Source organism: Dryocola clanedunensis (assembly GCF_038405435.1).
Classification (GTDB): Bacteria; Pseudomonadota; Gammaproteobacteria; order Enterobacterales; family Enterobacteriaceae; genus Dryocola; species Dryocola clanedunensis_A.
On the sequence record NZ_JBBYHZ010000003.1, the window covers coordinates 437,514 to 450,310 of the forward strand.

Annotated in this window: 9 protein-coding genes; all 9 read left to right on the forward strand. The window is 56.9% G+C overall.

The features are described 5' to 3' along the window. Positions 1–425 precede the first annotated feature (425 nt). The 9 genes from tssB (at position 426) to AAE045_RS09750 (ending at position 12,746) form a co-directional block, all read left to right on the forward strand. Positions 426–923 (forward strand): type VI secretion system contractile sheath small subunit, encoded by a 498-nt coding sequence (tssB, locus tag AAE045_RS09710; protein ID WP_455547537.1) that lies wholly within the window; start codon positions 426–428, stop codon positions 921–923. A gap of 30 nt (positions 924–953) precedes the next feature. After that, the gene (gene tssC / locus AAE045_RS09715) at positions 954–2,501 is read left to right on the forward strand and encodes a type VI secretion system contractile sheath large subunit (RefSeq protein ID WP_455547538.1); all 1,548 of its coding nucleotides are present in this window, start codon (positions 954–956) and stop codon (positions 2,499–2,501) included. A gap of 17 nt (positions 2,502–2,518) precedes the next feature. Further along, positions 2,519–3,859 (forward strand): type VI secretion system baseplate subunit TssK, encoded by a 1,341-nt coding sequence (gene tssK / locus AAE045_RS09720; protein WP_455547539.1) that lies wholly within the window; start codon positions 2,519–2,521, stop codon positions 3,857–3,859. Further along, positions 3,856–4,545: a type VI secretion system protein TssL, short form gene (tssL, locus tag AAE045_RS09725; protein ID WP_455547540.1), complete on the forward strand. Its 690-nt coding sequence runs from the start codon at positions 3,856–3,858 to the stop codon at positions 4,543–4,545. The genes tssK and tssL overlap by 4 nt, the downstream gene beginning before the upstream one ends. Further along, positions 4,542–6,254, forward strand: a complete 1,713-nt coding sequence (locus tag AAE045_RS09730) for an OmpA family protein (protein WP_455547541.1) — start codon at positions 4,542–4,544, stop codon at positions 6,252–6,254. Before tssL ends, AAE045_RS09730 begins: the two co-directional genes overlap by 4 nt. A gap of 4 nt (positions 6,255–6,258) precedes the next feature. Further along, entirely contained in the window at positions 6,259–6,750 is a 492-nt protein-coding gene (hcp, locus tag AAE045_RS09735) for a type VI secretion system effector Hcp (protein WP_455547542.1), read from the forward strand. Positions 6,751–6,921: 171 nt separating this feature from the next. Beyond that, positions 6,922–9,579 (forward strand): type VI secretion system ATPase TssH, encoded by a 2,658-nt coding sequence (gene tssH, locus AAE045_RS09740; RefSeq protein WP_455547543.1) that lies wholly within the window; start codon positions 6,922–6,924, stop codon positions 9,577–9,579. Between the two features lie 2 nt (positions 9,580–9,581). Continuing rightward, positions 9,582–11,960, forward strand: coding sequence for a type VI secretion system Vgr family protein (locus tag AAE045_RS09745; protein ID WP_455547544.1), 2,379 nt, complete (start codon positions 9,582–9,584; stop codon positions 11,958–11,960). Further along, positions 11,961–12,746 (forward strand): DUF4123 domain-containing protein, encoded by a 786-nt coding sequence (locus AAE045_RS09750; protein WP_455547545.1) that lies wholly within the window; start codon positions 11,961–11,963, stop codon positions 12,744–12,746. Positions 12,747–12,797 lie beyond the last annotated feature (51 nt).

Consider the following 12,797-nt stretch of genomic DNA (forward strand, 5'->3'; position numbering starts at 1 on the left):
TTTTCTGATATAAGAATCTTAATTATTTGCTGAATACTAATAAGACCCTCTTTGTCTAATAATGGACCTGGAAACAGGTTTTTAAGAAAAAATATCATATATTTTCTGCTTTATAGGGCGATAAATCTTCTTTGCTAAGGAGAGTTATCATCATGCGCGGCAGGCTTTGTCGCAGAGTAGAAGGTATTAAAAAGGCCCCTGAATTTAAATGTTATGAAAATTATGTTTGGGAATGAATCATTCACGGTGTGAATGTATTCTTATTGTATAGCTTTGGGTAAATTATCAAATATAAAAAATTGGGAATTTTCATACGGATTTTTTTATTTACAAATTGTTTTGGACAGTGATAATAGGAATCCTCCTAATATAAAATCTCTGGCTCATCACGCAGTGGATTTGTCTATTTCACAAAGGAACTGGTTATGTCGGATTCATTTCAGAATGAAGTGCCAAAGGCACGCGTAAATATCAAACTTGACGTCCATACGGGCGGCGCCCAGAAGAAGGTCGAACTCCCGCTGAAGCTGGTGGTGATGGGGGATTACAGCAACGGTCAGGAGCAGCGTCCATTATCGGACCGTGAAAAAATTAATATCAATAAGAATAATTTCGATAGCGTTCTTTCTGAGTTGTCACCCGCCATCAATATTTCTGTAGAAAATACCCTTGCCGGCGACGGCAGCGAAGAAGCGGTCAGGCTTAATTTCAGCGGGGTAAAAGATTTTGAGCCGGAGCAGGTTGCTCGCCAAATCCCGCAGCTGCGCGCCATGCTGGCAATGCGAAATTTACTTCGCGATCTTAAATCCAATTTGCTCGATAACGTCACGTTCCGCAAAGAGCTGGAAAATATTCTTAAAGACCCCTCCCTGAGCGAAGAGCTGCGCGGTGAATTAAACGCTCTGGCTCCGAAAGAAGCTTAACCCTCCCGAATAACGGATTACTGCGAGAGAATGCTTATGTCTGTCACAACTGAAAATAATACCTCCGGCCAGACTACTATTCTGGAAAATGCCCAGGCCGGTGGTGTTTATGCCTCCCTGTTTGAAAAAATAAACTTAACGCCGGTTTCTGCGCTGGGCGACCTGAATGAATATCAGGATACCGCCGCATTAGCAGATGTAACCGCTGACCAGCGCGTTACCGCAGCGGTACAGGTTTTCCTCGAACGCCTGAAGCAATCCGGGCAGAAGGTGGAGCGCCTGGATAAAACGCTGCTCGACCATCATATTGCCGAACTGGATTTCCAGATCTCCCGTCAGCTGGATGCAGTCATGCACCATCCGGAATTCCAGAAAGTGGAGTCGGCATGGCGTGGCCTGAAGTTCCTGGTGGACCGCACGGACTTCCGCCAGAACGTGAAAATTGAACTCCTGGACGTCTCGAAAGACGACCTGCGCCAGGACTTTGAAGATTCCCCTGAAATCATCCAGAGCGGCCTGTATCACCACACCTACATTCAGGAATATGACACGCCTGGCGGCGAGCCAATCGGGTCGGTGATTTCCAACTACGAGTTTGACGCTTCGGCCCAGGACGTGGCGCTGCTGCGTAACATCTCAAAGGTAGCTGCCTCTGCACACATGCCGTTTGTGGGCGCCGTGGGCCCTAAATTCTTCCTCAAAGAGAACATGGAAGAGGTCGCGGCCATCAAAGATATCGGTAACTACTTTGATCGCGCAGAATACATCAAATGGAAATCTTTCCGTGACTCAGATGACTCGCGTTATATCGGCCTGACCATGCCACGCGTGCTGGGTCGCCTGCCGTATGGCCCGGATACCGTACCTGTGCGCAGCTTCAACTACGTCGAAGCAGTGAAGGGGCCGGATCACGAGAAATACCTGTGGACCAACGCGTCGTTTGCGTTTGCCGCCAACATGGTGAAGAGCTTCATCAAGAATGGATGGTGTGTCCAGATCCGTGGACCTCAGGCGGGAGGTGCTGTTACTGACCTGCCTATCCACCTGTACGATCTCGGCACCGGCAACCAGGTGAAAATCCCAAGTGAAGTGATGATCCCGGAAACCCGTGAATTTGAATTCGCCAACCTGGGCTTTATCCCGCTGTCGTATTATAAAAACCGCGATTACTCCTGCTTCTTCTCAGCTAACTCCGCGCAGAAACCCGCGCTGTACGACACCGCAGATGCAACAGCGAACAGCCGCATCAACGCGCGTCTTCCGTACATCTTCCTGCTGTCGCGCATCGCCCATTATCTGAAGCTAATCCAGCGTGAAAACATCGGCACGACCAAAGACCGTCGTCTGCTTGAGCTGGAGCTGAATACCTGGGTTCGCGGCCTGGTCACCGAAATGACCGATCCGGGTGACGATCTGCAGGCGTCTCACCCGCTGCGTGATGCGAAGGTGACCGTGGAAGATATCGAAGATAACCCTGGTTTCTTCCGCGTGAAGCTGTACGCCGTACCGCACTTCCAGGTTGAAGGCATGGACGTCAACCTGTCGCTGGTCTCGCAGATGCCGAAGGCGAAAGCGTAATCAGGAGCAGGGAGCCGATGAAAACGGAACAACCGTTGTGGGGCAGAGGGATCATGGTCTCGCCCCAGCACTTCCAGCAGCAGGCCGCGTATGCGGCCTGGTCTGCTGAACGTATTGCACGGATGGGGCTCAACGATCCCTGGGGCGTCATCGAGGCAATATTTGAACCGGATGCGCTGAAACTGGGACGTCTGCAGGCACGGCAGCTGCATGTCCGTTTCGAGGACGGCACGCTGATTGATACCGATAATGCAGACGCGCTGCCGTCAGCGCTGTTGCTGGACAGTGAATCTCGTGAAGCGGTGGTCGTGCTTGCACTCCCGCTGCTGCGAGCCAATGGGGGTAACTGCCTGGCTCCAGAAGAGGTGGCTGAACGCCCGGTACGTTACCGACAGCGCTGGCGGGACGTCCGCAACCAGTTTGGTGATGACACTCGTCAGATTGCCGTCATGCATCCTGAACTGACGCTGCGCTTTGCGCATCAGAACAACAGTGACTATCTGACCTGCCCGGTTGCCCGTCTGGTCCAGGATACGCAAGGCCTCTGGACACTGGATGATACTTTTCTGCCTCCTTTGCTGGCCCTGCAGGGCAGCCGCTGGTTGATAATGCAGCTTGAGCAGTTGATGACCCAGCTGCGTGCCCGGCTGACACGCCTGATGGCAATGCGACGCGAAAGTAACGAACGGATGGCGGATTTTGCCGTGGCGGACGTTTCTCTGTTCTGGCTGCTGAACGCCCTGAACAGCGCAGAGCCCGTGCTTGGTCAGTTTCAGCGTCACCCGCAAAGCCCACCTGAGCGTCTGTATCCTGAGCTTGCCCGCCTGGCCGGCAGCCTGCTGACGTTTTCACTCGAGCATCAGGTAAGCGCCATCCCGGCTTATCAGCATGCCCAGCTGAATGCTGTCTTTCCCCCACTGTTTAATCTGCTGGGCGATCTGCTGGAAGCAAGCTTACCGTCGCGAGTCGTGTCCGTAGAACTAACGCACGATAAGCGGCTGCGCCAGTGGCTGGCCCGACTGCAGGATCCGCGTTTACGTGAAGGCGCTGATTACTATCTATCCGTGCGTTCACAGATCCCAGTGGCGCAGCTCCAGGAACAATTCCCGCTTCAGTGCAAAGTGGGCAGCCCTGATTTTGTGACCAGCCTGGTTAACAAATCACGTCAAGGGATCCCGCTCAAACCGTTGCGTCACGTGCCGGCAGCTATTCCGCTGCGTCTTGAAAACCAGTATTTCTCTCTCGACCTGTCCCATCCGGCCGCCCAGGAAATGCTGGAGAGCGGGAGCTGCATGTTTTATACGCCGGGCATGCTGGGTGAGCCTGAGCTTGAACTCTATGCGGTACTCAGAACATGAGCGAACATAAACGCGGCGCTGCCGCGTCCATTGATATAGATGCCTTACTGCAGAACACCTGGCTGCAGGTCATCAGTCTGCGTCATGGCCCACAGTTTCAGGAAGGCGAAGGTCGGGTGCTGTGGGATCGCTGCGTAGCCGATGTTGAGCGTGTACAGCAGGCTCTGAAAAAAAGTGGGATGGACGAGGTGAGCTGCCAGCATATCCTCACCGCCCAGTGCGCTTTGCTTGACGAAGCCGTAAAAGGGCGCGGGATGCAGGATGATGCCTGCGTTCAGTGGTATGACATTCCGCTGCTGGGCCATTTTTTGGGCACGATGGATGCCGGTGACACTTTATGCGATCGCATGCGCGAGGTGTTACATGAGCCCGCACCGGATAATGTCGTTCTGACCTGTTTTCAGCGCATCATGATGCTGGGCTTTCTCGGTAGCTTCCGTTCTCTGAACGATCCTGAGCGCCAGAAGCTGGTTGCAGCCCTCAGCGAGCATGTGACGCCGTTCAGCTATCCGCAGACCCATCCGGTACTGGTTGAAGCCCGCACTGGATACAGTATGGGAGGGTGGTTCTCTTCCTGGCCGGTACGTCTCGTCGTTTGTGTTGTGATACTCACTGCCCTGTGGTGGGGGCTGAGCCACTGGCTGGATCAGCTGCTGACGACTTTGTTACCGGAGGCGGTAAAATGAGTCCTGCGCAACAGCGCCTGCTTGCGTTGTGGGCGGTACTACTGAGTGGCGTAATCTGCCTGGGCTTCCTGCCTGTCTCCCGACTGGTAGCGGGGATCATCCTGGCGATCGTCTGGGTGCTGATTGCCGTAGCGTGCTATGTCGTCAGCCGTCGTACGGAACATGACACCCCTGTATGTCTCGACAATCTGCCAGAGCCTACCTATCGCCAGCCCGTGGTGCTGGTCTGCGGCGAATTGCCGCAGACTTGGCCGGAGCAGTCACAGGTGCTGACCGTCACCCACGGCTGCTGGATCCGGGTGGCAGAGGGGCAGGATCTGGAACAGGTGGCGCGTCAGCTGCTGTGGCAGCGTCCGGAGTGGGGCCGTCAGCTCTCGGTGATGGTCAATGTCTGTCCCCAAAAGCATGCCGATGTTGAAGGCCTGACCAGCCAGCTGCTGGCGCTGCGCTGGCAGATTAGCCAGTTGCGCAAAAAAACGGGCCACTCCGTCCCACTGGTGCTGAACGGTCAGGCGGGGAGTTCGATGGTTAACGATATGCTCTGGCAGGCCTCTCTTGCAGGGGAGGATGTCAGCGTCTGGCGCGGTTCCTCGGCCCCTTGTTCTGTTGCAACCTGGGTTACTACCGGTGGCTCAATGGCCATGCATCAGCAGGTTTTGATGAACACGCTGATGGGCTGGGTAGATCGGCATGTGAAAGCAATATTCATGGACAAGAATCCCGATATGCCCGCCATCGCGCCCGCTGCCGTGTTGTGGGGAATAGGGCCGATTCTCGTCGGGAGCCTTGCAACTTCCGCCTGGACGGCCTGGCTGACACAACACACGGCTATGCAGCACGTAGCGGGCTGGCAGCCCGTGGGAACTGACAGTACGGTAATGTCACTGCTGCCTGATTTCGTACTACCTCTGCTACCCGAAGGCCGGGGTCTCACCCCACGCGGCAAAATGTTCCGCTGCGGACTGACGCTCTTCACTCTGGCGGCTATTGCGGCACTGCTCAGCAGCGGCTGGAACAACCGCGAGCTGCTGCGCCGGGTAAGTTTCGACATTGCAAGCTATGACCGAATCTCTATGGATCACTACAGTCTGAAGGCCGATGCGGTCGCTATGTTAGGCAAGGATCTAGCTCAGTTGGACTACTGGGCGCGCAATGGTGAACCGGTTCGGATGAGCCTCGGCCTGTTTCAGGGCGAACGTCTGCGTTTACCTGTCCTGGAAGCAATTCGCTCTTATATCCCCCCGCCACCGCCAGCCAAACCAGCGGCAAAACCTAAAGCAGCACCGAAAATTATCCGTCTCGACAGCATGTCGCTGTTCGACTCCGGCAAAGCGGATCTGAAGACGGGCTCGACCAAAGTGCTGGTTAACTCCCTGGTAGGCATCAAGGCCAGACCGGGCTGGCTGATTGTGGTGGCGGGCCATACCGATAACACCGGGAGTCAGCAGATCAATCAACCGCTGTCACTGAAGCGTGCCGAATCGGTGCGTAACTGGATGCGCGACACCGGCGATGTGCCGGAAAGCTGTTTTGCGGTGCAGGGCTATGGCGCAAGCCGCCCGGTCGCAACTAATGACACGCCGGAAGGGCGCGCGCTTAACCGTCGTGTCGAAATCAGTCTGGTACCCCAGGCCGACGCCTGTCAGGTACCGGGCAAACCCCAGACGCCATCGCAGGATGATGGCGTATCACAACACAATGGAGAGTAAACCCATGGCAATTCCTGTTTATCTTTGGCTGAAAGACGACGGCGGTGCGGACATTAAAGGGTCTGTGGACGTTCAGGATCGTGAAGGCAGCATCGAAGTCGTGGCTCAGGAGCATACCCTGTACATCCCGACCGACAACAACACCGGCAAGCTGACCGGTACCCGCATCCACACGCCGTTCCTGTTTACCAAGGAAATCGACTCTTCCAGCCCGTACCTCTACAAGGCGGTGACCACCGGTCAGACCCTGAAATCCGCCGAATTCAAATGGTACAAAATCAACGACGCAGGCCAGGAAGTGGAGTACTTCAACACCAAACTGGAGAACGTCAAGTTGGTGAAAGTCGCGCCGAAAATGCACGACATTAAGGACCCTTCCTTTGAGAAGCATAACCACCTCGAAACCATCGAGCTGCGTTATGAAAAAATCACCTGGACCTACAAAGACGGCAACATCATTCATTCCGATTCCTGGAACGAACGCGCTACGGCGTAAGCCCGATGCGGACGGGGCAACCTGTCCGCAGTTTTCCTGAGTATCTGCCAGACGGGTACTGAGTAAAACATTCCCTAAACGATAATTCTGACCTGATGCGCTTTAGGTTCCGCAAGGAAAAGCGATGGGCGGTAGCGTGCCTGAAGGTCCCACACAGCGAGTTTACTAAACATGGAAAATCCGGCAATCCTCCTGCGTCGTCTTAACCCCTACTGTGCCCGTGCCATGGAAGGGGCCGCCTCCCTGTGCCAGACCCGAGCGCATGCGGAAATTCTGCCGGAGCACTGGCTGCTTAAGCTGCTGGAGCAGGGTGAGGGCGACCTCACGGTGCTCGCACGTCGCTACGAATGGGATATGGACGCGCTTTGGCAGCACCTGCTCGGCTGGCTGGATAACCTGCCGCGCTCTGTCCGTGGCCGTCCACAGCTGTCTCAAAGCATTCAGACGCTGATGCAGGAGGCCTGGATGCGGGCCTCGCTGGCGGGTGAGGACCATATTCGCAGTATCCATCTGCTGATGGCGCTGGTCGACAAGCCGAAGCTGGCGCGATGCGATGGCCTGTGGCCACTGCTGACGCTGGGTCAGAGCCAGCTGGAGCGCCTGCGCGGGCTGCTGGATGCGCAGTCCGAAGAGCGCCCGGATCTGCAGCAGGAGGCTGAGCTGGCGCAAAGCGGCGGCGATGTGGAAAGAGTGGGTGCCCCGGAGGGCGGCGTGGCAAAAGACGGTGAGCTAAACCCGGCGCTGCAAAACGCGCTGGATAAATTTACCCTCGACGTCACTGCCAAAGCGCGTGAAGGCAAAATCGACCCGGTGTTTGGCCGCGATACCGAAATCCGCCAGATGGTGGATATCCTCTCGCGTCGTCGCAAGAACAACCCGATCCTGGTCGGCGAGCCGGGCGTGGGGAAAACCGCGTTGGTAGAGGGGCTGGCGCTGCGTATTGCCGAAGGCAACGTGCCTGAATCGCTGAAAACCGTCAGCCTGCGCACCCTTGATCTTGGCCTGCTGCAGGCGGGAGCGGGCGTGAAAGGTGAGTTTGAACAGCGCCTTAAAAACGTCATCGACGCTGTGCAGCAGTCGCCGACGCCGGTTCTGCTGTTTATCGACGAAGCGCACACCATTATCGGCGCGGGCAATCAGGCGGGCGGCGCGGATGCCGCCAATCTGCTGAAACCTGCGCTGGCGCGGGGCGAACTTCGCACCATCGCCGCCACCACCTGGAGCGAGTACAAACAGTACTTTGAACGTGACGCCGCGCTGGAGCGCCGTTTCCAGATGGTTAAAGTCGACGAGCCGGACGACGAAACTGCCTGCCTGATGCTCAGAGGCCTGAAATCCCGCTACGCGGAACACCACCATGTGCACATTACAGATGCGGCGGTCCGTGCTGCCGTGACGCTTTCGCGTCGTTATCTGACCGGGCGTCAGCTGCCGGATAAAGCCGTCGACCTGCTCGACACCGCCGCCGCACGGGTACGTATGAGCCTCGATACCGTGCCTGAGCCGTTAACGCGCATGCGCGTGCAAATCACTGCCCTGGCAATCGAGAAGCAGGCGCTGCTGGAGGATATTGCCGTCGGAAGCAGTAGCCAGGGCGAGCGTCTGGCTGCGATCGAACGGGAAGAAATTAACCTTTTTGTTAAACTGGATGAGCACGAGACGCAGTACGGCCAGGAGCTCTCGCTGACGGAGCAACTGCTGGAGACCCGTAAGGACATCTCCCGCCAGAGTGAAACCCGTGACCTGCAACAGCAGCTGACGGACATGCAACAAAACGGCCCTCTGCTATCTGTCGATGTCGACACACGCACCATCGCCAACGTAATTGCCGACTGGACCGGCGTGCCTCTCTCCTCACTGATGAAGGATGAACAGACCGAACTGCTGAACCTGGAAGGGGAAATCGGCAGGCGGGTGGTGGGCCAGGACGTGGCGCTGAACGCCATTGCGCAGCGTCTGCGGGCGGCCAAAACTGGCCTGACCTCTGAAAACGGCCCACAGGGCGTGTTCCTGCTGGTCGGCCCGAGCGGCACGGGGAAAACGGAAACCGCGCTGACGCTGGCGGACGTGCTGTACGGCGGTGAAAAATCGCTCATCACCATCAATCTGTCTGAGTACCAGGAGCCGCACACTGTTTCCCAGCTTAAAGGTTCTCCTCCGGGTTATGTCGGTTACGGCCAGGGCGGTATCCTGACCGAAGCGGTGCGTAAACGCCCGTACAGCGTTGTGCTGCTGGATGAAGTGGAAAAGGCGCATCGCGACGTCATTAACCTCTTCTACCAGGTGTTCGACCGCGGCTTTATGCGAGACGGCGAAGGGCGCGAAATCGACTTCCGCAACACAGTCATCCTGATGACCTCCAACCTCGGTAGCGACCACATCATGCAGCTGCTGGATGAACAGCCGGAAGCCACCGAAGGCGATCTACAAGTACTGCTGCGCCCGATCCTGCGCGATCATTTCCAGCCCGCGCTGCTGGCCCGCTTCCAGACCGTGATCTACCGCCCGCTGAATGAAACCGCGATGCGCACCATCGTACAGATGAAGCAGGAGCAGGTGAGTAAACGCCTGCGCCGCCACTATGGCCTGAAAACCAATATCGATGAGAGCCTGTTTGACGCGCTGACCGCCGCCTGCCTGCTGCCGGACACCGGCGCGCGTAACGTCGACAGCCTGCTGAACCAGCAAATTCTGCCGGTGCTGAGCCAGCAGCTGCTGACCCACATGGCTGCGAAACAGAAACCGCAGTCGCTGCGGCTTGGATGGGATGAAGATGAAGGGATTGTGCTGGAGTTTGACACTGGTACAGCATCCATTGATGGGGAGTGAGTATGAGTACAAATCCTGTTGTAAAATTCAGCCACAACCACCACCTGCTGGCAGTCAAAGGGTGTGACGCAGAGCTCGACGTGCTGGCGTTTGAAGGCGATGAGGCCCTGAGCAGGCCGTTCAGCTACCGGGTGGAGTTCACCTGTGCGGACCATGCCATCAGCAAAGAGATGATGCTGATGAAATCCGCATCGCTGACGCTGCAGGCTCCGGTTGACCAGGGTTACGGCATTAAAATGCAGCAGCCGGTGCGGGTGATGCAGGGGGTGGTGAGCGGGTTTGAACGCCTCAGCACGTCGAAGGACGAGACCCATTACGCCCTGACGCTGCAGCCGCGTCTGGCCCTGCTTGACCGCTCGCACCAGAACGCCATCTATCAGGACATGTCGGTCCCACAAATCGTGGAAAAAATCCTGCGCGAGCGCCACAGCATGCGCGGTCAGGATTTTCTGTTCTCACTCACTAAAGAGTACCCGCGCCGTGAGCAGGTGATGCAGTACGGCGAGGACGACCTGCACTTTATCACCCGCCTGCTGGGTGAGGTGGGTATCTGGTTCCGCTTTACCACCGACACGCGTCTGAACATCGACGTGGTGGAGTTTTACGACGGCCAGCAGGGTTACGAAAAAGGCCTGACGCTGCCGTCGGTGCCGCCGTCCGGCCAGCATTCGGAAGGCGTGGACTCGGTCTGGGGCATGGAGAGCCATCATAACGTGGTGCAGAAGCAGGTCAGCACACGTGATTACAACTACCGCCAGGCCACGGATGACATGAACACCCGGGTCGATGCGACGCGCGGCGATACCACCACCTACGGCGACGCCTATCACTGGGCCGATAACTATCTGACGCAGGGCAATACCTATGACCGCCATCCGGCCCCGGAGTCCGGGGCGTTCTACGCCCGCATTCGCCATGAGCGTTATCTGAACGGCCAGACGCAGACCCGGGCCGTCACCAGCTGCCCGACCCTCTCTCCGGGTCAGGTACTGAAAGTGACCGGCGGGTACGAAGTGGCCGGGGTATTTGCTCATGGCGTGGTCATCACGGCGATGCACAGCCATGCGCGGCGTGATGAGGACTTTGGCGTTCACTTCGACGGTATCCCGGACAGCCCTGATTTTAGTTTCCGCCCGCAGCCCGGCACCCGTCCGGTGATGGCCGGCACGTTACCGGCCCGCGTCACCAGCACCACCGAAAACGACACCTACGGCCACATCGATAAAGACGGCCGCTATCGCGTCAGCATGCTGTTCGACCGCGACAGCTGGGAGACCGGGTTCGAGAGCCTGTGGGTGCGCCAGTCCCGCCCGTACGCCGGCGACACTTACGGCCTGCACCTGCCGCTGCTGGCGGGCACGGAGGTGGCGATAGGCTTCGAGGACGGCAACCCGGACCGGCCGTACATCGCAGGCGTGCTGCACGACTCGGCGCACGGCGACCACGTCACCATCCGCAACTACAAACGTAACGTCCTGCGGACGCCTGCGAACAACAAAATCCGCCTCGACGATGAGCGCGGTAAAGAACATATCAAGGTCAGCACGGAGTACGGCGGCAAGAGCCAGCTGAACCTCGGGCACCTGGTTGACAGCGAAAAACAACAACGCGGTGAGGGTTTTGAGCTCAGAACCGACAGCTGGGGGGCTATCCGCGCGCAGAAGGGGCTGTTCATCAGCGCTGATGGTCAGACGAAAGCACAGGGCCAGGTGCTGGAGATGCAGCCGGCGGTCAGTCTGCTGAAAGGGGCGCTGAATCAGGTGACCGGGTGGGGAAGTATTGCCCAGTCTCACCGCAACTTTTCGCCGGATGCGGAGCCGCTGAAAGAATTTGTGTCAGGCGCGAGTGAGCTTAAAGAATCTACGCTGCTGATGTCTGCGCCGAAAGGGATTGCCGCCGTGACACCGGAAGCTGCTTTAATGCACAGCGGGAAGGGGCTGTATCTGCAAAGCCTTGGCGAGGTGAATATCAGCACGGCGCAGCGCTATTCGGTCAACGCGAGCCAGGCTATTTCAATCCTTGCTCAACAGGAAGGGATGCGTCTGGTATCTGCCAAAGGCCCGCTGGCTATGGAGTCTCATGCTGATACGTTGTCACTGACCTCGCTGAATGACATCACCGTTCAGTCAACGCAGGGCCATCTGCAGCTGACGGCAAAGAATGGGATCACGCTTGCCTGCGGTGGCGCTTACATCAAGCTTACGCCACAGGGTGAAATCAACGTGCATGGTCCAGGACTGTTAAGCCTCAAGGGGCAACATAAATTACAGGGCCCGGCGAGTGAGGATTTTCCGCTGCCAGAATTGCCTTCGTCAGTGTGCAAAGAGTGTCTGAAAAAGGCGCAGCGGCTGGCACAGGGCTTTGTGCCAAGGGAGGCATAAATGAACAAGACCGATATCACTGACTGGGTGAATCTGCTTCAGCAAACCTGCGCTGATATAAAAATGACCCACCTCGATTTTATTCTCGACCAGTGCGGTATCGATTTTTCCGTTCTCCCTGTACTGCGTGATTTTTCACCGCCTCTGGTATGGCAGTCTCTCTACCAGGGCTTGCCGGAAGATGCTCTGCCTGAAGAGTCGCCGCTGCTAATCAGGATCTCTTTAAACGATCCCCACCAGAAGCAGTGGTTTATTGAGCTGGCTCAGAAAGTACAAAAGACAGCCCCGCTGTTGGTGCTCTGTTCTCCCTGGCCTTTCACTACTCTGGCCGAATGGTTAACTGTCTGCACCGATGCGACACACGAGGGACGTGCAGGGCTGTTCAGATTCTTTGATGCCCGTATTTTCCCTTATCTGTTTTCTCATATTCTGGAACCGGATCATCAGCTCCAGCTGCAGCGTCCGGCACTGTTCTGGAGCTGGCTGGATCTCGACGAGAAGCCGGGATTGCTGATGGGGCAGGGAGCACAGCCCGCAATCAACGAGAAGTGTCAGAACATCGCTTTGCGCGATAGCCAGTTTGAAGCTCTGATGTGCATCTGCGACGTCAAGCTGATGCTTCGCCATCGGGATGTTCCCGCTACCGGATTTGCCTCGCAGGATGAACGGTTTACTGCCTGCTTCAAAGGTATGCTCTCCGCCACCGCCAAAGGGATGATACTGGATAAAGAGCGCGAGGATTGGGTGATTGGGTCACTGACCGGACGGCCTTCAGCAGAAGTCTGAAAGTGGGATCATGTGGCTGCTCGCCTTCCGGAGGAGCAGCCATACAAGGAA